Source organism: Flavobacterium mekongense, assembly GCF_047038255.1.
Lineage (GTDB): Bacteria > Bacteroidota > Bacteroidia > Flavobacteriales > Flavobacteriaceae > Flavobacterium > Flavobacterium mekongense.
On the sequence record NZ_CP174374.1, the window covers coordinates 1382684 to 1404233 of the forward strand.

At 38.1% G+C, this 21550-nt stretch carries 18 protein-coding genes; 16 read left to right on the forward strand and 2 right to left on the reverse strand.

Annotated features, from left to right (window positions below):
- The first annotated feature begins 63 nt into the window (after window positions 1-63).
- From ACJG85_RS05835 to ctlX, 15 genes are all read left to right on the forward strand, one after another.
- Entirely contained in the window at window positions 64-822 is a 759-nt protein-coding gene (locus ACJG85_RS05835) for a LytR/AlgR family response regulator transcription factor (protein ID WP_412465122.1), read from the forward strand.
- A gap of 108 nt (window positions 823-930) precedes the next feature.
- Window positions 931-3276 (forward strand): DUF7619 domain-containing protein, encoded by a 2346-nt coding sequence (locus ACJG85_RS05840; RefSeq protein ID WP_412465123.1) that lies wholly within the window; start codon window positions 931-933, stop codon window positions 3274-3276.
- Window positions 3277-3458: 182 nt separating this feature from the next.
- Window positions 3459-4742 carry a citrate synthase gene (locus tag ACJG85_RS05845; protein ID WP_409676989.1) on the forward strand — a complete coding sequence of 428 codons (1284 nt, stop codon included), beginning with the start codon at window positions 3459-3461 and terminating at the stop codon, window positions 4740-4742.
- Window positions 4743-4803: 61 nt separating this feature from the next.
- The gene (locus tag ACJG85_RS05850) at window positions 4804-5901 is read left to right on the forward strand and encodes an acyltransferase family protein (protein ID WP_412477135.1); all 1098 of its coding nucleotides are present in this window, start codon (window positions 4804-4806) and stop codon (window positions 5899-5901) included.
- Between the two features lie 72 nt (window positions 5902-5973).
- Entirely contained in the window at window positions 5974-7593 is a 1620-nt protein-coding gene (locus ACJG85_RS05855; RefSeq protein WP_412477136.1) for a hypothetical protein, read from the forward strand.
- On the forward strand, window positions 7593-8657 hold the full coding sequence (locus tag ACJG85_RS05860; RefSeq protein ID WP_412477137.1) for a lipid II:glycine glycyltransferase FemX: 1065 nt from the start codon (window positions 7593-7595) through the stop codon (window positions 8655-8657). Before ACJG85_RS05855 ends, ACJG85_RS05860 begins: the two co-directional genes overlap by 1 nt.
- Window positions 8654-9121: a hypothetical protein gene (locus ACJG85_RS05865; protein ID WP_412465127.1), complete on the forward strand. Its 468-nt coding sequence runs from the start codon at window positions 8654-8656 to the stop codon at window positions 9119-9121. The genes ACJG85_RS05860 and ACJG85_RS05865 overlap by 4 nt, the downstream gene beginning before the upstream one ends.
- An 80-nt stretch (window positions 9122-9201) precedes the next feature.
- The gene (locus ACJG85_RS05870; protein ID WP_409676998.1) at window positions 9202-10275 is read left to right on the forward strand and encodes a DegT/DnrJ/EryC1/StrS family aminotransferase; all 1074 of its coding nucleotides are present in this window, start codon (window positions 9202-9204) and stop codon (window positions 10273-10275) included.
- A complete protein-coding gene (locus ACJG85_RS05875; protein ID WP_409677000.1) occupies window positions 10272-10925 on the forward strand; it encodes an acetyltransferase in 654 nt (217 codons plus the stop codon). The genes ACJG85_RS05870 and ACJG85_RS05875 overlap by 4 nt, the downstream gene beginning before the upstream one ends.
- A complete protein-coding gene (locus tag ACJG85_RS05880) occupies window positions 10922-11854 on the forward strand; it encodes a glycosyltransferase family 2 protein (RefSeq protein ID WP_409677002.1) in 933 nt (310 codons plus the stop codon). Before ACJG85_RS05875 ends, ACJG85_RS05880 begins: the two co-directional genes overlap by 4 nt.
- Complete coding sequence (locus ACJG85_RS05885) at window positions 11838-13112, forward strand: hypothetical protein (RefSeq protein WP_412477138.1); 1275 nt, start codon at window positions 11838-11840, stop codon at window positions 13110-13112. The genes ACJG85_RS05880 and ACJG85_RS05885 overlap by 17 nt, the downstream gene beginning before the upstream one ends.
- Before the next feature lie 339 nt (window positions 13113-13451).
- Window positions 13452-15638, forward strand: coding sequence for a beta strand repeat-containing protein (locus ACJG85_RS05890; RefSeq protein ID WP_412477139.1), 2187 nt, complete (start codon window positions 13452-13454; stop codon window positions 15636-15638).
- A 2-nt stretch (window positions 15639-15640) separates the two neighbouring features.
- On the forward strand, window positions 15641-17608 hold the full coding sequence (locus ACJG85_RS05895) for a T9SS type A sorting domain-containing protein (RefSeq protein WP_412477140.1): 1968 nt from the start codon (window positions 15641-15643) through the stop codon (window positions 17606-17608).
- An 80-nt stretch (window positions 17609-17688) separates the two neighbouring features.
- Window positions 17689-18603: a dimethylarginine dimethylaminohydrolase family protein gene (locus ACJG85_RS05900; protein ID WP_409677010.1), complete on the forward strand. Its 915-nt coding sequence runs from the start codon at window positions 17689-17691 to the stop codon at window positions 18601-18603.
- Window positions 18604-18670: 67 nt separating this feature from the next.
- Window positions 18671-19606 carry a citrulline utilization hydrolase CtlX gene (gene ctlX, locus ACJG85_RS05905; protein WP_409677012.1) on the forward strand — a complete coding sequence of 312 codons (936 nt, stop codon included), beginning with the start codon at window positions 18671-18673 and terminating at the stop codon, window positions 19604-19606.
- Between the two features lie 94 nt (window positions 19607-19700).
- On the opposite strand, the gene ACJG85_RS05910 is transcribed toward ctlX, so the two are convergent.
- Window positions 19701-20315, reverse strand: coding sequence for a chromophore lyase CpcT/CpeT (locus tag ACJG85_RS05910; RefSeq protein WP_412477141.1), 615 nt, complete (start codon window positions 20313-20315; stop codon window positions 19701-19703).
- Window positions 20316-20326: 11 nt separating this feature from the next.
- Complete coding sequence (locus ACJG85_RS05915) at window positions 20327-20962, reverse strand: MarC family NAAT transporter (protein WP_409677015.1); 636 nt, start codon at window positions 20960-20962, stop codon at window positions 20327-20329.
- An 84-nt stretch (window positions 20963-21046) separates the two neighbouring features.
- Between ACJG85_RS05915 and ACJG85_RS05920 the strand changes: the two genes are divergently transcribed.
- Entirely contained in the window at window positions 21047-21412 is a 366-nt protein-coding gene (locus ACJG85_RS05920; protein ID WP_412477142.1) for a CoA-binding protein, read from the forward strand.
- Window positions 21413-21550: the final 138 nt, after the last annotated feature.

A 21550-nucleotide genomic window follows, 5' to 3' on the forward strand; every position in this document is an offset into this window, starting at 1 on the left:
CCGGTAAAGGATATAATCTAAACTTGTAACACTTAACTCGCAACTCATAACCCGAAACCAAGCATGATTACAGCTTTATTAATTGACGACGACAGCAATTTGAGAAACGGCATGAAAAGCCTATTGGCTCGCTATGCCCCTGAAATCAAAATTATAGGAGAAGCCGACAGTGTCCAAACCGGAGTGTCGTTATTGTTGCAAAATCCGCCGCAAGTGGTTTTTTTAGATATTCATTTAGGCGACGGTTCCGGGTTTGATCTGTTGGAAGCCGTGAACCAAAGAGGCAAACTCAATTCGCAAATTGTTTTCATCACGGCACACGAGCAATATGCCATCAAAGCATTCCGATTTAGTGCGCTGGATTTCCTACTCAAACCCGTTGATCCGGAAGAGTTGCAAAAAGTAATCGAAAAGCTCAAGCAAGTCATTGATAAAAACGACAATGTGGCGCATATCGATTTGCTGTTGGAAAACATTCGAAAAAAGACAGATCATTTCAAACGCATTGCACTTTCTAATTCTGATGGCATTCATTTGTTTGAAGTGAGCGATATTATCCGGTGTGAGAGCGAAGACAATTATACCAAGTTTTACATCAAAAACAGCAAACCAATTTTGATTTCCAAAACATTGAAGGAATATGAAGAGCTTTTGGCAGCCCATGGTTTTGAACGGATTCACCAAAGTCACTTAATTAATTTGGCTTATTTGAAATCGTATATCAAAAAAGACGGCGGTTATGTAATCATGGCAGACAATGCGAATTTGCCGATTTCACAGCGAAAAAAGGAGCGATTGCAGGAATTGCTGAAGACGTTGTAGCAAATTCTAATTCAAACTCAGTCGTTACTCATTTAACAAGTATCTAACAAAAAACGAAGCGTACTTTTATAAAGTCAAAAAAATCAATCATAACGAATACTCTATATTATGAAAAAACTATACTTTTTATTATGCCTCATTTCCGGATTGGCAAGTGCCCAAATTGTCAATATTCCGGATGCGAATTTAAAATTGAGATTATTGGAAGCAGATGTGACCAATAGTATTGCCAAAGACAATGCCGGGAATAGTATTAAGATTGATGTAAATTCGGATAACGAAATCCAACAGTCTGAAGCATTATTGGTTTACAGGTTAATGAATCTGAATTATTCCAGTGCTTTCCCGATTTATGATTACACCGGATTGCAAAGTTTTACCAATTTATCGGAATTGTATTTGGGCTACGGGAACGACCCGACTTTAGATTTGTCCAACTTATCCAACTTGACCATTTTGTTTTGTAACAATTCCAATTTGACCAGTTTGAACATCTCAGGATGTACCGCTTTGGTTCAATTGGTTTGTGAGAACAACCAGTTAACGTCGTTGGACTTGTCGGGAACGACCAATCTTACCAGTGTTTATGCCGATAATAATCAGTTGCAAAGCATTAATTTACAAGGCCTGAGTAATTTGAGTACTTTGGCTGTCGGGAATAATTTGTTGACTACTTTAGATGTTACTCCTTGTGTGAATCTCTACAGTTTATATGCAACTATGAATCAATTAACGTCTGTAAATCTTAACGGATTAACACAATTGAATAATGCTTATTTTAATTACAATAACCTAACAGTATTAGACGTTAGTACATTGACTTCCTTGCAATATTTACAATGTTCTTTTAATAATTTAACAACGCTTGATGTATCTAATTGTCCTAATTTTATTTCTTTGGCTTGTACCGATAACGACTTGGTGACCTTGTTTATGAAGTTTGGGAATCCATCACTTAGCATTTCCGGCGGTTATCCTTTAACCAACAATCCGAATTTGCAGTATGTGTGTATGGATGATTTCAGGATTCCGGGCTTTTTGCAATATTTTAATGACAACGGAATGACAGGAGTTCATGTTAATTCTTATTGTACATATACCCCTGGCGGTAATCACAATACTATTTCGGGAACGCTAACGGTTGATAATGACAATAATGGTTGTGATACCAATGATGATTTCAATCCTTATATCAGATTGGATATAACCGGAGGACTTTCATCCGGAGCTACATTTACCAATGATGCAGGACAATATGCTTTTTACACTTTGGCTGGGAATTTTACAGTGAGTCCGAGTCTTGAAAATCCCACTTGGTTCAATGTTTCTCCTAACAATGCCAATGCCAATTTTCCCGATGTAAACAACAACAGTGCAACGCAAGATTTTTGTATCACACCTAATGGTATTCACCCGGATTTGGAGATTGTTATCGCTCCGGTTACCACTGCTCGTCCCGGGTTTGATGCGGTGTATAAAATTGTTTACCGCAACAAAGGAAACCAAACTTTGTCACAAGCCTATGGCATCAACTTTTTCTACGACGACAATTTGATGGATTTGGTTAGCACTAGTGTTGTGCCAAACACATCAGGCACAGGAAGTCTATCATGGGACTATGCTAATTTGCGTCCGTTTGACAGTAGAGAAATTATTGTAACCTTCAATATTAATGCGCCAACAGATGCTAATCCTGTGAATATTAATGATATATTGACTTTTACCGCTTCTGTTTTGCCGCAAGCCGGAGACGAAAATACTACCGATAATTTGTTTGTCTTTAGAGACTTGGTCTCTGGTTCTTATGATCCGAATGATATCACTTGTTTAGAAGGAGAAGTAGTTGCGCCAAGCGAAATTGGCGATTACTTGCACTATATGATCCGTTTTGAAAATACCGGAACCGCTGAAGCAGAAAACATAGTGGTTCGAACCGAAATAAATCCGACCGATTTTGATATTAACAGTATGCAATTGATTAATGCTTCTCATCCGGTCTATACTCGTGTGAATGGTAATGTGGTGGAATTTATTTTTGAACAAATTCTACTTGAATCAGGAGGTCACGGTAATGTTTTACTCAAGCTTCAATCATTAAATACTTTGCAACAAGGCGATAACGTTAACAAAAGAGCCGATATTTACTTTGATTACAATTATCCGGTGGCTACTAACGAGGCCGAAACCACTTTCCAAGCCCTGAGTAATCCCGATTTTGAACAAGACCAATCTATTTCGGTTTATCCTAATCCAACAAAGGACAAAGTCAATGTTTCCGGCGATTTTACATTACAATCGGTGCAATTGTATGATGTACAGGGTAGGTTGTTGCAAACCCAATTGGCCGATGACAATCAAACCATTGTAGATATCTCAGCGCACAGTAACGGTGTGTATTTTATAAAAGTAACCTCGAATAAAGGAATTAAAGTTGGGAAAATAGTTAAAGAATAAGTTCGGGTTTTATAATTGTGGTAAAGGCATACAGTTTTGTATGCCTTTTTCTTTATATATCATTTTTGCAAAATTTATCAAATAATTAACGAAAACGTTGCCGTAATTCTTTTTTATTTCGTTTGTATTTCCCTAATTTTGTTAAAATATTAATTTATCAGACCTAATTCCCATATTATATCATGTCTAAAACAGCTATATTAGAACTTGATGGCCAAAAATATGAGTTTCCTGTAATTGTAGGAAGTGAAAATGAAGCCGCCATCGACATTGAAAAACTACGTGCCTTAACCGGTGCTATTACCTTAGATCCGGGGTATAAAAATTCGGGTTCTTGTCAGAGTGACATCACCTTTTTGGATGGAGAAGAAGGTATTCTTCGCTATAGAGGTTATGCCATAGAAGATTTGGCTGAGAAAGCTAATTTCTTGGAAGTTTCTTATTTAGTTATTTTTGGTGAGTTGCCTACCAAAGCGCAATTAACCCAATTTGAAAACGACATCAGAAAATATACTTTGGTAAACGAAGAGATGAAAAACATCATCGACGGTTTCCCGAAAACTGCGCACCCTATGGGTGTGTTGTCGTCGCTTACCAGTGCCTTAACTGCTTTTAATCCGAAAGTAGTTAATGTAGAGAACGAAAAAGAAATGTATGAAGCCGTATGCAAAACCATGGGTAAATTCTTGGTGATTGCTACTTGGACTTATCGTAAAATGATGGGTTATCCGTTAAACTACTACGATAATACTAAAGGATATGTTGAGAACTTCATGCGTTTGATGTTTGAATTGCCAACCGGACCATACGAAATCAATCCGGTAGTAATTGACGCTTTAGATAAACTATTCATCCTTCATGCCGATCACGAGCAAAACTGTTCTACGTCAACCGTAAGAATTGTGGGTTCGTCTCATGCGGGTTTGTTTGCTTCTATCTCTGCGGGAGTTTCGGCACTTTGGGGACCATTACACGGAGGTGCCAACCAAGCGGTGTTAGAAATGTTAGAAGCTATTCAAAAAGATGGTGGAGATGCCGATAAATACTTAGCCAAAGCCAAAGATAAAGACGATCCGTTCCGCTTAATGGGCTTCGGACATCGTGTTTACAAAAACTTTGATCCGAGAGCTAAAATCATTAAAAAAGCAGCCGATGAGGTTTTAAATACTTTAGGTGTTGATGATCCTATCTTGGACATCGCCAAAAAATTAGAAGCTGCTGCTTTAGTGGATGATTATTTTGTATCCAGAAAATTATACCCTAACGTGGATTTCTATTCCGGTATTATTTACCGTGCCTTAGGTATTCCAACCGAAATGTTCACCGTAATGTTTGCTATTGGGCGTTTACCGGGTTGGATTGCCCAATGGAAAGAAATGCGCATCAACAAAGAGCCTATCGGAAGACCTAGACAAGTGTACACCGGTTATCCGTTGAGAGAATTTGTTTCAATGGACAAGAGATAAGAACATTTTTTTTATACTTTTAAAGCTTCCCATTTGGGAAGCTTTTTTTTAACTTTAATTCATGGATGTAACTCAAAACAAAAGACTACAACAACTTGATTTTTTAAGAGGTATAGCCATTTTACTGGTTTTACTTCGACACAAGAAATTGTTTTCATTTACCGTAACTATGGGTTGGATAGGCGTCGATTTGTTTTTTGTGTTAAGCGGGTTTTTAGTATCCGGTCTTTTATTTAAAGAGTTTCAAAGGTTTGGTAACATAAAACCCGGTTTATTTTTGATACGTCGCGGATACAAAATATATCCGATTTACTATCTCACTTACTTTATATATACAATTCCTTTTCTGATTAAAGGGAATTTGGCTTTGGATAAGGTGCTGGCCGATTTGTTTTTCTTCCAAAACTATTACAATGGTTGGGGTTATACTTACGCTGCTAGTTGGTCTCTTGCTGTTGAAGAGCATTTTTATTTTGGATTAGTGTTGCTTTTGTGGATTCTTATAGCCAGCAAGTATAGGGGTAAATTAATGGCTAATTTAGCTGCTATTTTGACAGGTTTGATGTTGCTGGTGTTAGCTGTCAGAGTTGTTACTGTTTGGTCCAATGAGGCCTCTAGTGTTCACAACATAACTGCTACTCATTTGAGAATAGATTCGTTATTAATGGGGGTTTTGGTGTCTTATCTTTATTATTTTAAGTTGGATCGGCTCAAACAAGTATTCTCTAAAAATATTCGCTTTTTAGGGTTCCTATCGTTTTTACTGCTCTCATTTACACCTTTCATTAAAATAGAGCATTCCGTTTTTATTCAAACGTTTGGTTTTGTATTCCTTTACATAGCGTTTGCCATCATTTTAGTTTATTTTTTATTGAAAGAAGGAATAGTATCACAACTGAATGCTACTTTTACCAAACCAGTTGTAAATTTGGTTTCTAAGATAGGTTATTGTTCCTATTCCATTTATGTAATACATACAGCTGTAAATTACATCTTCAGAACCGGAATAACTATTTATCTTGGGTTAAATATTAATCCGATAATTATTTTTTTTAGTACTTCGACAGTAAGTGTAATTCTAGGGATAATAATGACTAACACCATTGAGGCTTATTTTTTGAAATTAAGAGACAAACGCTTCCCATCAAGAAGTGCTTAAGTTTTAAAAGCTATAGCTCAAAGCGCTCCGACAGTTTTTGCTATATTTGTTTCGATATTAACCCAATCCATAATGGTAAAAAGCGTCCAAGTAATTTCCAAAATACAACGGTCTTTTCCTTTGTCTCATGAGATTCAAAACGGCAAGTTAAAGTTTGAAATTTCAACTGATGCAATAGGTATTTCTGAGTCTTTTGATGTGGTCATTACGTTTACTTCTCCCATAAGATTTTTTCGAAACCACGATTATACTTGGGTCCATGTAAAGCAAGACAGGATAGCCGGACAATGGGTGCCGAAAATCCTCTTGCTGGAAAACGGTTATTATGTGCAACCCAACCAAAATATTGGTTATTGGGAAGTGAATAAACAGAATCCGTCTGTTTTGTTATGGCGATTCAATCCTGAATTTTCAAATCCGTTAACGGTTTATACCGGTACGAAAAACGAACGAGTATTAGCCCATGCCCAATCAATTTTACCCGAAAAGCTATCTCTGTCACTGCTTTTCTCCAACCAAAATGCCGTTGAATTCAGCCGCTCTCCTGAACCTTTTGTACCGGTTGTTTGTTTTACAGACCACTGCGATTTTGATACGCTCGACAGTTTAAAAATCCAAAGAGCCTTTTTCAAAAAACATCAGGTTAAAGTGACCAAAGGTTTTTTTCTCCATCATTATTCCAAAAGAGCTGACAATGCGTCTTACGAAAATGATCAAGCTGAATTGCAGCTTTGGTTGTCCGACGGTCATGAATTGGCCTATCATTCGTTATCGCAATCGCTAAAAAAGGATGAAGAAGCATTTGCCGATTTCTACCAATTTACGCCGCCTTTTGACCAAATTCCCACTTGGATCGATCATGGTTACCAACCGTATAATTTTTCTTTGTACCAAAATAAAGGGATTAACGAACAGACTTTTGCGGATAACTTAAGTCAAAAAAATATCGAGATTTTATGGAATTACATTGATTCCGGTACCGCAGCGCTTGGGGTAATCAACCAATTGAATCCGGAAGATTTTACTTTGCGGCGATTTAGCAAAGGAGCAAAACATCTCAGTCTCAAAGCCAAAATAGGGGTGCTGATTAAAAACATTATGTTTCATTACTATGCCAGTGAAAAAATGATTCTACGGTATAAAGGTCTCGCCGGAAGTTTTAAAAAAATGGTGCAACAAAAGCAATTCAAGCTGTTTTTCGAATTTGTCCAAAACTTATCTGCTTTGACCGTTCCGCTATTAAAAGTCTTTTTGTTTTGGCATTACCACAAAAAAAGACCTTATAAATTGGCCCAATACACACCGATAGTTTTCAAACACCAACTCGCAGATAAAACGTTTTTTGTTTTTCAAACCTTAGAAATGGTTGATTTTCGCGCTGCATTGCATCCGCAAAATATTGATAAACTTATTCAAGAAAAGGGACTTTTTATTGCTCACACCTATTTTTCGGTACCGATGACTTATCATACCGGACGTCTTTTTAAAACACCAAATACCATTGATGAAAAGGTAGACGCTAATTTTCAATATCTTTCGCAGAAAATCCGAAATAAGGAAGTTTGGAATCCGACCGTAAAAGAATTAGTTGATTTTTTGAGTACTTTTGAAACTGCGGTTTTAGATCTTGATGTTCAAGGCAAGATTATAGTAGTCAACTCCGCAGGCATACCGAACAGACCCATCAGCTAATGGAAATAATTTTTACCAAAGAATCATCGTGGCTCCAACAGTGGGATGAATTTGTGCTGCAACAAAATGTGGCCAATCATTTATTGCTTTCTGCTTGGAACCGATCTTTTATCTCTTACGGTTTTGATTATGAAGTGGCTTTACTCGTTGAAAATAATACCATTATAGGAGGATTTGCCGGAGTGATAGCCAAAGTGGCTTTTTTTAAATTTTACATAGTGCCGTTTGGTCCGATAACAGTACAAAGTAAAACCCAACATTTAAACGAATTGCTGGCTAAGGTTTCCGAAAGAGCCAAAACCTTAGGCTGTTGCTATGCTCATGTTTCACTTCCGTTATCCGATAGCAATAATCCGCATGTTTACCCGATTACTGATTTCCAGGCTTTGGCTTCAGCTCAAAAAGGACATCGCTTTAAGTATGTTTATTCCGCCTATGGCATCAATTGGAAATCTGTTCAAGGTTATGAAACCGAAGAGGATTTTATCAATAGTTTTCGCGCTTCTGTGCGCCGATACATCCGTAGTGCACAACGAAAAGGTATAGAACTTCGCTTTCTGCAAGAGGAAAATGCCGTCAAGCAGGCTTATGATTTGTGTTTGGAAAATGCCACTACCAATGGCTATGCCTTGCGTTCATGGTCGGCTTTCAAAAGCACAATTATGACCTTGATTCAAAATAGGCAAGCATATTTTTTGGGGGCTTTTCACGAAGGTACTATCAAAGGTGCATCGCTCATTATCAAAGCGGGAAATCATTACACTTATATTTTAGGTGGGACCAAAAAAGAAAAACCCGATTTTTTAGCCGGTCATTTTTTGCATTTCGAAGCCATGCGTTTGGCTTTGCACGACAATTTATCCGGATATAATATTTCACTTGGCGGATCCAAAGGCGTAATCAGTTTGAAATCGAGTTATGCCGATGAACAAATTTATTTCGACCACGGAAAATACCATTGGATATTGCTGCCGAGCTATTTTAAAGCCTATCTGTTTTTTGATAAATACCTTAAAAAATACAAGAAACCTATTGCCAAACTATTGTCTTTCTTTAAACGATGATTAAAAAACTGCTCAAATATTGTAAGGTGATCAATATAGATGTGTTGATATACGTAATGCGAGAAGAAGCTGTAGCCGATTTTCCGGCATTGGATTATCTTATTGAGCAAGAAGCTGTGAGTCGAAATAAGAAGCGTTTTTTCATCAAAGCAGCCAATAAAGTCATCCACGAGAGTTTTCTGTTTGAAAAATTGTTTGTTTTGAGATTAATCGGTAAAACCGGACCTACCATAGGTGATTGTCGTACCGTGGAAGCTTTCAAAGGGAAGTCTATTTATCCATACGTTATCAATCATATCGCCGGAGTAGAAATTCTAAAGAATCACCGCAAAGAAGTTTTTATCATAGTTAGTCCCACCAACCTGAGCTCCATCAAAGGCATTGAAAAAGCAGGTTTTCAACTGCACACTAAAGTCAAAGCCAAAAGGTTTCTCTTTTTTCATTTTAATATTAGAAAAGGATAAAAGAAGCATTTCGCCTTTTTTCTTTTGAATTTTTACACAATATATTCGTTTATTTGTGAAGCTTTTAGTAAAACCCAATCATGATTAACGTTACCAAAACTTTTTTCCCGCCCATTGAAGAATACCAAGTCCAATTGCAAAGGGTTTGGCAAAACGAATGGCTAACCAATCGCGGGGAATTGGTATTAGAATTAGAGGAAAAACTAAAAGCCTATCTCAATGTTAATTCTATTTTAATCACCAATAACGGAACAATTCCATTGCAAATTGCCTTGAAATTATTGGGAAACGGTGGTGAAATCATTACTACACCTTTCAGTTACGTAGCGACTACAGCTTCCATACTTTGGGAAAATTGTACACCGGTATTTGTTGATATTCATCCGGAGTTTTTAACGATAGATGAGACTAAAATCGAAGCCGCCATTACTCCGAAAACCACTGCGATTTTGGCTACCCACGTTTTTGGAAATCCCTGTAATATTGAGGTGATTGAACAAATAGCAACCAAACATGGATTGAAAGTGATTTATGATGCGGCGCATTGTTTCGGGGTTTCTTATCAAGGCCAATCGGTTTTTGAATACGGCGATGTAAGCACTTGCAGCTTTCATGCTACCAAGTTATTTCATACCGGTGAAGGTGGTGCTGTTTTTTGTAACGACGAAAAATTGATGCATCAAATCTACTACAGCCACAATTTTGGTCATGACGGCCCGTTGGCATTCCACGGTTTAGGGATTAACGGTAAAATATCAGAATTGCAGGCTGCAATGGGTTTAGCTGTTTTACCACACTTGGATAGCATCATTGCTGCACGCAAAGTAGTGGTCGATTTTTACCTTGATAATCTCAATTTCAATCAGTTGAAAACAATGAGGTTGCGCGAAAACACTGCTTGGAACTACAGTTATTTTCCGGTAATTTTTGAAAGTGAAGCCCAACTCTTAAGTGTGCAGAAAGCTTTAAACGAGCATGAAATCTTTCCGCGTCGTTATTTTTATCCGTCATTAAACAAAGTCGGTTATTTGAATGATACGTTGATGCCGATTTCAGAAAGCATTGCGCAAACCATTTTATGCTTGCCTTTGTCTCATGCCTTGGAGACCGGAAGCTTAGAACAGATTGTCAACTTAATTAATGCTAACTTATGATTGTCATAGGAGCCAAAGGTTTTGCCAAAGAAGTATTGGAGGTTTTGCAGCAATGCAACCAAACCGAAAATTTGGCGTTTTATGACGATGTAAATGAAATAGGGGATAAGCTGTACGAAACATTTCCGATTTTGAAAAATGAAGCTCAAGTAACGCAATTTTTTAAAGAATTTGGTAATCAATTTACGATTGGTATTGGTCATCCTTTGTTGCGATACAAACTATACAAGAAGTTCACTGAATTGGGCGGCGAGATGGTTTCTACGATTAGTCCGCTGGCTCAAATCAGTAGTTATGAAGTAACGATTGGTGCCGGAAGCAATATTTTAATGAATGCTGTTTTTTCGAATAGTGTTACCATTGGCAAAGGTTGTTTGGTTTATTACAACGCCATGATAACCCATGATTGTGTGTTGGGTGATTTTGTGGAGATTTCTCCCGGCGCCACTTTACTCGGACGATCCACAGTAGATTCATTTTCCCGAATAGGCGCTAATGCTACCATCCTACCCGATGTTAAGATTGGAAAGAATGTAACCATCGGAGCAGGTGCTGTAGTTACTAAAGATATACCGGATAATTCCATTGCTTATGGAATTCCTGCAGTGGTGATGAAAACTGTCGAACCTTTTAATGAAAATATGCTATGAAATTGTCTTTTGTAATACCGGTTTTTCGCAATGAAGGTTCAATTACGCCAACTTATGAAAAGATTACCGGCTTGATGCACAAACTGTCACTCGATTATGAGTTTGTTTTTGTCAATGATGGTTCCGATGATAATTCCATGCAGGAGTTAACGGCTTTACACGAGAAAGACTCAAAAGTCAAAGTGATTTCCTTTTCACGAAACTTTGGTCAAGTACCGGCTATTATTGCTGGGATGAAAGAAGTTACCGGAGCCGCTGCTGTAAGTATGTCAGCCGATTTACAAGAGCCTATCGAATTGATCGAAAATATGATTTCCAAATGGCAATCCGGGAATGAAATTGTCATTGGGCATCGCGTGGATCGAGAAGATAGTTTTATCGCCAACAAAGCTTCGGCAGTTTTTTACAGTATGATGAAATATGTTAACCCGAAGATGCCGAAAGGAGGTTTCGATTTTTTACTCATCGATCAAAAAGCCATTGCCGTTTTCAACCAAATCGACGAAAGAAATCGCTTTTTTCAAGGGGATATTTTGTGGTTGGGTTTCAGTGTGGCTTTTATACCTTACAGTCGTTTAAAAAGAACCATTGGGAAATCGCAATGGACGTTGTCTAAGAAACTCAAGTATTTTATTGATGGCTTGTTAAATACCTCTTATATTCCCATCCGATTGATGTCGCTTTTAGGGATCATTATTTCTTTCTTCGGTTTTTTGTATGCCCTGGTTATCGCTTACAATCGTTTCATCAACAACACTCCTTTTGAAGGTTGGGCGCCGATTATGATTTTAATTTTGATTATAGGCGGTTTAATCATGTTGATGTTAGGCATCATTGGCGAATATGTTTGGAGAACTTATGATGAAACAAGAAAACGACCACTATACATTATAAAGGATAAATTGGCCAAGGATGAAAAGAATAATTGATTTTGCCGTAAAAAATCCGGTATTGATTACCGCATTATTGTGTGTAGTGTTTTATTTTTTGCCTTTCAAACCCAAACCCTTTGGAGATGGGCAGTTTCATAGCGGAACCCAACAAATAATCGAATATGTATTAAACGGTTTTCAAGGGAACATCAATATTGATAAAGGCTTTCTGACGCTTTTTTGTTATCTGATACCCTATGCATTGGTTTATACCTTTCACGATGATCACTTGTTCTTTTTGAGTGGCGTTATCTTCAGTTGTCTTTTCGTTTGTTTGTCGGTTTTCTATTTGTTTAAAGCGTTTGCAATATTACGATTTACCGATAAATCAAAATTTTACGTTTTAGTGCTGATGTCGCTTTTTCCGATACATATTTATTATGCTATGGGAATTATTGGCGAAGCTTTCGGTTTCTTTGCGTCCAGTTTGTTGATTTACTTTTGGGCAAAACATTACGCCGGGATGGCCCATAGAACAGATTATTTTCGTTTGGCTTTGAGTTTGGTTTTATTGTATGGTATCAAGCCCAATATGTTGCCGTTTATTTTTGTAATGACACTGTATGTTTTAATACTTAAGATACCCAAAGCAAACAAAATGTATTTTGCTATGGGAATGGCTTTAGTACCCGTATTTATATTGGTAGAACGCAGTCTCGATAATTCCAATTTCGAGTTCAAAAACAGGGTTTTTAGGCAACAGCTTCTTTGGTCGCGTTTTGAATTGCGTGATGAACCGTTCAATTGGATGCCACAACACGGTCAAGATAAGTTTGCCTCTAATGATTATCTCAACAATTTGGAGAAAAGGAAAGAACTGGATTCTATTTGTATTGCTAATAAATACGACAGAACAACTTATTATGTGCAATGGGTTAAAAATGATATATTGTCTAATCCGGGTTTAACCTTACGCCAGTATTCACTGAAATTCTTCCAAGCTCAAAGTTTTATCATTTCACCTTTGATGAAATCCGATAAAAGTAAAGTGGTTAAATACGGAATTCATATTTATATAAATGCCATCAATTATATACTGGTTATTGTCGGACTTTTTGCGATGTACCGTTTGTTCCGTAAAAAAGAATACACGTTGTTTTTTCCTTTTTTATTCTTTTGGGGTTGGGGATTGTTATATGTATTTGTTTTTCATTCCGAACAGCGTTACATGTTTCCGGTTAGACCGGTTTTACTTTTCTTATTCGCATATTGGGTATCTACCGATAAGTTTTCACCAAAACAAGTTTTAGTTTAGTCGGTTTTATCAATTGTACAATAACTGTAGAAGCATCCTTACAAAGGGTGCTTTTTTGTTTTTTTTAAATTATAAGAATACTATTTCTTTTCCATTTTTATTGATTTTCAGCAGTTTAACTTTTTAATAAAAAAAGTAAGAAAAATAAATATATAAAATTAGAAAAAGTGTATTTCATCGATTAAATATGTTTTTTATGGATTTTTTAAAAACATAAATACTATATTTGAAAGTGTGAAAGAGCACAAATTTTAGTTTGATTTCTTTTACCAAGCCCAACCGAAAAATCATGAACAAATGAGTGTCAATTAATTTTTTAATGCCCCAAATCTTTTTGTTATGAAAATAAAAAATTACTTCTTCTTCGCAGCATTACTTGTTTTAGGTTCCATTACTCAAAGTAATGGTCAAGTTGACAACACTTTTTCAGGTGTGGATGCCGGTGCCAACAATACCGGTAGTTATAACACTGCTTTCGGTAAAAATGCTTTAATCTACAATACCAGTAACAGTAATAGTGCTTTTGGTTCGGATGTTTTGAGAACTTCTCAAGGTGGATTTAATTGTGCTTACGGAAACGAAGCTATGCGCTTCAACACCACAGGAACATTAAACGGCGCTTTCGGAACCAGAAGTTTGTTTTATAACACTACAGGTTCGGCCAATATTGCTATCGGACACAGAACCTTAGAGGCTAATACCACCGGGAGCAACAATACGGCTGTTGGATATGCTTCTTTAACATTCAATGTCGGTAATGATAACGTTGCAATTGGTGCATTAACCCCCAGAAACTTATTGACAGGAAACGCCAATGTTTTTATCGGAACAGAAACTGCTATCAACTTAAAAAATGGTAGCTTCAATGTATTTTTGGGTAGAGTGAGACTCAACAATACTTTCTCAACAGACAGATTGGCTGGTTTTAATACGGACAAGACCATCATTTTAGCCGACGGTGCCGGTAACCAAAGATTGTTTATTCACAGTAACGGTAATACCGGACTTGGTTTGGGAAATAATATAATTCCGGCCAACAGACTAGATGTAAATGGTGGTGTAGTGATTGGGAAAAGTTTTGTGCCGAGATCTAATACTTCAGATACCAACGCCATCATAGCGCCGTTAAACGGTATGTTGGTGGAAGGAAGCGTTGGTATTGGTACCACTGCACCAGGCAATAAAGTGGAAATCAAGCACGGTAGAAACGGATTTTCAGGTTTACGTTTTACCAACTTGACCAGCAGTTTTAATCCTTCCGGTAGCTTAGTAACCAATAAGTTCTTAACGGTCAACGAAAACGGAGACGTGGTTTTGCAAAATTTGCCAAACTCGCTTGGGACTAATGTAATGTCCTCCAATGCCAATATTATGACAACTAATGTCAATAATATTCAGGCATCTGCTCCAATAGTTAACTCAATTTCAAATACTATCAATACCAGCAATCAGTTGATTACTACTGTAAACGGTGTGGCTAGTGCTCCGGTTAATTTGCCGCCACGCATCCCGCAAACTTTGTCTCAATCTGGTAATGTAATCACACTATCAAATGGAGGCGGATCATTTACTTTACCAACTTTCACTGATACCGATACTGATGCACAATCACTTAGTTTAAGCGGAAATGTATTGTCAATTTCTAACGGAAACAGCGTGACTTTGCCGGCTCAAACTCCGCAAACGCTTTCACAAGTCGGAAACGTGGTAACACTTTCTAACGGAGGTGGGTCATTTACTTTGCCAAGTTTGACAGATACCGATGCTCAGTCATTAACTTTAAGCGGAAATGTATTGTCAATTTCAAATGGTAACAGTGTAACTTTGCCGCCACATACTCCGCAAACTCTTTCACAGTCAGGAAATACCATCACTTTATCTAATGGAGGCGGTTCTTTCAATTTACCAACCACCAGCGTTGTGGCAGGTACTAATGTAACCGTTACCGGAACAGGTACAACAGCCAGCCCTTTTGTTGTGAGTGCTAATGATACCAGCCTTTATGCTAACAACGGTATCATCAATCAAGCTACAACTATCAGTGGCAACAGAGTGGTTGATATGAACAATAGCAATATTTGGTTCAGCTCGGCGAACAGCACTTCAAACGGTAAAATATACGTTGGTTCAACTCCTGTATATCCAAACACTACCGGGAATTACCGATTATTTGTTGAAGGCGGAATCTTAACCGAAAAAGTAAAAGTGGCTTTAAGAAGTTCAGCCAATTGGGCAGATTACGTTTTTGCCAATGACTATAAATTAATGCCGCTAAACGAAGTGGAAGCGTTTGTTAAAACCAACAAGCATTTACCCGGAATTGACTCTGCAGAAGATTTGGCTAAAGAGGGAATTGATGTGGCTGAAATGCAGTCCAAACAAATGGAAAAAATTGAAGAGCTTACCCTATACATCATAGATCAAGATAAAAAAATAGCCGAGCAAGCTAAAGCCTTAGAGAAAAATTCGAAAGAACTAGAAGCTTTGAAATTGCAAATTCAAGCCTTGATTGATAAAACGAAATAGTTATGGTTAAGATCTGTAAAATAGCGTTTATCAGTTGCTTGCTGCTGTGTTCGGGGAGGGCTTCTGCTCAGCTCGATCAGTACTTGACTGATGAAAATCGAAGAATCGAGTATTCGAATCAAATCGAAAAAGAAATCGTGGGTTTCATCAACGATAACTTTAAGCACTATCGTTTGTCGAAAGAAACGACCAATGAAGTAATCAAACACTTGCGTGAAGAAGAGGAATTCTCAGAAGAAGAATTACAAAAGGCTATTGCTAATGCCAAGATTTATGAATTGAGAAAGTTGTTTTTTGTTCAAAATCCTGATAAGAAAGAATTTTACATCGCCAAACAACCTTCGCCAACCATCATGCAAACTTGTGTCAACGGTGATTTTGAAAACAACACCGCCGGTTACACTTTTTGGTCTGATGCTTATCCGCAACCGGCATCCGGAGAAGATTTCTTTTTGTCTTGTGCCACTCCAACAACGCCTACGGCCTCTAATATGGTTACCCCAACCACCAACAACTTCAGCTCAACCATTACTTTAATTGACAGCGGTAGTCCGGGATACCAAATGTTTGATCCTACATTGGCAGGATTGGGGGTTAATGTGCCAACCTTAAACGGAAATGGTGTTTCCAAATGTATTAAGTTGAATAATGCCGGCGGATTCGGTTCTTCGGATATTACAACCATGTCACGTACTTTTACTTCCATCGATCAACCAACAATTGATTTTAATTTTTCGTTGATTATGGATAATAAACCGGCACACGGTCAGCCTATTCAACCTTTTTTCAGGGTAAGGGTTTACGACCAAAACAACAATGTGGTCGATGAAATTTGTATCATAGCCAATCCCGATAACTGTTTGTTTAACCGATTAATCGTAAACAGTAATCGTCGTGTATTGTACACCGGTTGGATTTGTGCCCGATTGAATGTGGGAGAAATTTTAAACCAACCCGGAAGAATCGAATTTACCATCAGTGATTGTCAACCGTCTGCGCATTTCGGAACCGTTTACATAGACAATATTTGTGGCTTAACTTGTGCCGTGCCGCAGTTGGGAGCCTTAGACACCAATCCAACAGAAATCAACTGTCCTGATATGAGTGGTACCACACCAATTGAAGTTTGCGGAACTTACCAACCACCGGTTAATGCCACTTTAAACACGATGTCGCTCAATATCATGCAAAACGGAACAGTAGTTTCTACTGTTGCTGCTCCTTCGCAACTAACATCAAGCACTTTCTGTTTTACTGTGCCGCCAAGTCAGTTTGGGGTATCGCCAAGCGGTGATTTTGAGTTCGAAGTGAATGCCACCTTCAATGTGGTTTGTCCTGCCGGTACATTTGTATATGATATCTCAGACAGTTCTACTAATGTTGGTCCTGATGTAACCTTTAACAATTGTTGTCAACCTACTTTAACACTAGCTTCACCTGCAGATGATCATAACAACACTGCTGCGCCAACTATTAAAGAAAGAGAACGTTCCGATTGGATTAAAGCAGCCAATATCGTTTCGGTTGGGGATAATGTTACTGGTAACGGAGTAGTGTATCATGCCGCGAACTATGTGGAACTCAATCCGGGCTTTGAAGCGGTTTCGGGATCTCAATTTGCGGCCTATCCTGAGGGTTGTACCGATAACTTTGTATACAAACCGGCTGAGGTAAAAGAAGCTAAAACCATAGTTTCGGCTTATGATGCTAATGTGAATTTAGTCAAATTGGCCTATGGCTTTGCCATAATTCCGAATCCGTCCAGCAGTACTATCGAAATTGTGATGAAAGACGCCCAATTTAATAAAGTTAACATCACTTCCATAGATGGCAAAGTAGTCTTAGATCGCCCTATCGAACTCACCGATAAAACCCGTTTAGATGTCAGTGGTTATGCCAATGGAGTATATATCATCAACATTACCTCAGAAGACGGACGAATCCACACCGAGAAACTCATCAAGAATTAGTTAATTGTCCAAATACTTTTAAACAAAGCTTCTCCCAACCGAGAAGCTTTGTTATATTTGTCCATTACCAAAACTAATTTATGTTAGCCTTAAATGTAAAAAACGAAACTTCCCGACTTAGGGCAGTGGTGTTAGGTTCGGCCGAAAACAACGGTCCGACGCCAACCGCCGAAGAAGCTTATGACCCAAAATCTTTAGAGCACATCTTGGCCGGCACTTATCCTGTAGAAGCCGATATGGTCAAAGAGATGGAAGCCTTTAACCAAGTGTTTCAAAAATATGATGTGCAGGTTTTTCGCCCGAAAATGATTGAAAACTACAACCAAATCTTTACCCGAGATATTGGTTTTGTTATCGATGATATTTTTATCAAAGCCAATATTTTGCCCGATAGAGAGCGTGAACTCGATGCCATTCAGTACGTCATCGACCAAATTGACCCCAAAAAAGTGGTTCGCCCTCCGGAAGAAGTCCACATTGAAGGAGGCGATGTTATGTTGTGGAATGATTATATCTTTATAGGCACTTACAAAGGTTCCGATTATAAAGATTACATTACAGCCCGAACCAATATGCAAGGGGTGAATTACATCAAAGAACTATTTCCGCATAAAAAAGTCAAAGAATTTGATTTGGTAAAATCCAAACTTGAAGCCCGCGATAATGCCTTGCATTTAGATTGTTGCTTCCAACCGGTGGGTAAAAACAAGGGCATCATTTACAAAAGCGGTTTCCGCGAAGAATCGGATTATGTTTTTTTGGTGAAATTGTTCGGGAAAGAAAATTTATTTCACATTACCCGAGATGAAATGTACCACATGAATTCCAATGTGTTCTCTATTGATGAGAATGTAGTGGTTTCGGAACGCAACTTTACCCGATTAAACCAGTGGCTTCGCAAAAACGATTTTATAGTAGAAGAAATTCCATACGCAGAAATAGCCAAACAAGAAGGCTTACTGAGATGCTCAACTTTACCGTTGATTAGAGATTAAAAATAGGTTTCAAGTTTTAAGTTGACCAACCCGAAACTCGAAACCTTGAAATTTTAAAACAAACTAAATGAAACAAACAACCAACTCCATACTCATGATACGCCCGGTGGCGTTTCGTATGAACGAACAAACAGCGGTAAACAATTATTACCAAAAAGTACTCGACGGCTTATCGCCTGAAACTGTTAATGCCAAAGCCCAAGCCGAATTTGATGCCTTTGTGACCAAATTAAGAAAAGCCGGAGTTAATGTGACAGTAGTGGAAGATACGCTGGAGCCAAATACACCCGACAGTATTTTTCCGAACAATTGGATTTCCTTTCACGAAAATGGGGATGTGGTTTTGTATCCCATGTTTGCCGAAAACCGTCGTGCCGAACGCCGAGAAGATATTTTGGACATCTTGGAAGAAGAAGGTTTTGTGATTAATGAAATCATGGATTACACGGCCGCCGAAGAAGACAATGTGTTTCTGGAAGGTACCGGAAGTTTGCTGTTAGACCGCGAAAACGGAAAAGCCTATTGTGCGCTTTCGCCTCGTGCCGATGAAGAATTGATGATTGAATTTTGCGAAGATTTCGAATTCACTCCCGTGATTTTTGAAGCGTTCCAAACCGTAAACGGCGAAAGAAAACAGATTTATCACACCAACGTTATGTTAACCTTAGGCGATACTTTTGCTGTTATTTGCGCCGATTGCATCGACGACAAAAAAGAACGTAAAATGGTGTTAGACAGCTTGCGTGGCGACGATAAAGAAGTTATTTTAATCACGGAAGAGCAAGTCAATAATTTTGCCGGCAATATGCTCGAGGTAAAAGGCAAAGATGATAAAAGATACTTGGTGATGAGTGAGTCAGCCTACAAATCTCTGACCAAAAAGCAGTTGACCCAGTTAGAAGCGCATGTAGAAATTATCCATTCCAGTTTAGATACTATTGAAGCTTGCGGTGGTGGTAGCGCACGTTGTATGATGGCTGAAATTTTTCTACCGAAAAATTAAATTCCAAATTCAAAACCCCAAATTCCAATTACTCAACAGTATTCAGTACTGTAAAATGGAATTTGGGATTTTCTTTTTTTGAAATTTGAGTTGATTAAATTTTAATGAATTCGTAACCGCCTTTGGTAGCGCCCCAAACCTGTTTGCCGTCTTTGTCAAAACCTTGATCCCAAGAAAGGATAGTTTTTTCGGTAACGGTAACTTTAGAGTTTGCCCAACTGGCACCACGCAATTCACTCGGACAGGTTTTATCGCCGGTAGCACCTTCAAAACGATTTTTTCCGGTACGCTTTAAAACCACTTCACAACCCGATTTTAATTCGATATCAGCTTCGGTCAATTGGTCATATACTTCCGGAGTTGCCCATTTGCCAATCCATGCTTTTTCGTCTTTCAAGGTGTAAATTTCACTGATAAATTCGTTGCCCCTTTGCGATACTTTATAAATCCTAACCCGATAAGGTTTGTCTTGCTTGTCAAAAATGGCTTGTTCAACAAACAAATAGTTTCCTTTTGATTTCCATATCGGAGTCATTCTCAATGATATGTTGTAATAATCCTTATCTGCCAATGCTTGTTTTTCCGAAGAATAGTGACCTTGCATAATGCTGACCAATTCTTTCAATTCCTTGCTGTCTGACTGGTTTTGGGTAGTTTTACAAGCTGTTGTGAGTAAAATGGCTGTAAGTAATACAATTGCTTTTTTCATAATAATAAAAATTAAATTCCTCTAATAATGCTTAATACCGCACTGATGATGTATTGAATTCCAATGGCCACTGTGAGGAATCCAACAATTCTGGAAATCGCTACAATACCCGAAGCACCAAGGTATTTGGCTAAATAATGTGCACTTCTTAAAATTAAAAATATCAACAATGACACCACTGCAATTGAAAAAACTGAGGATAAAATTTCCGGAGTAGAATGATGGTCTTGGTTAAAAGCAATCAACAACGAAATAGAACCCGGACCGGCCAACATCGGCATGGCCAACGGCGTTAACGAAATGGAACTTCTGTGTTGCAAATCTTCTTCCACTTCTTTACTGATCCCTTTTCGTTTTTTAGGATTAGCGTTAAGCAACCCGAATCCGGAGCTGGCAATCAAAATCCCGCCGGCAATGCGCAGGGCAGAAATGGTAATGCCAAAGAAACGCAAAACATATTCGCCTAAAAAGAACGAAATCAATAAAATAATACAAACATTAATTGCAGTCATCAAGGAAACCCTGGAGCGTTCCGCCTTGTCATAATCTTGGGTCAAGCCCACAAAGAAAGGGATGACGCCAATAGGGTTCAAAACCGAAAATAATGCACCCAACAGTACCAAAAAAGTGTTCAAAAAGATTTCCATTTTATAAAGATTGAATCGCTGCAAAGATAAATAAAGAAAAAGAGACCGTGTTAATTTAACGACAATATTGCTTAAATTTACCCTATGAAAAACAAGAAAACATTAGTGCTGGGAGCCAGCACCAATCCGGAAAGATACGCTTATAAAGCCATCAATATGTTAACGGAAAAAGGCCATGCCGTACTTGCCATCGGACAAAAAACAGGTGAAGTAGCCGGCGTAAAAATCCATACTAAAACCATTCCTTTGAAGAATATAGATACCGTATCCTTGTATCTCAATCCGTTACGCCAACGTGACTATTACAACTATATCATCGAAACTAAACCCAAGCGCGTTGTTTTCAATCCCGGAACCGAGAATCCGGAGTTTTACCAGCTGTTGCAAAGCAACGGTATTAAAGTAGAAGTCGCTTGTACGTTAGTTTTGTTGGCTACCAATCAGTATTAATTTAAATTGTTCGACTAAGAAAGGTTTGAAGCGAATGCTTTGGGCTGCTTTGGAATCCGTGTTCCTGCTTTCCGTTGCAATCTTTTTTGTTAAACGATTTGTCATTTCGACGGAGGAGAAATCTCAACAAAAAAGGAT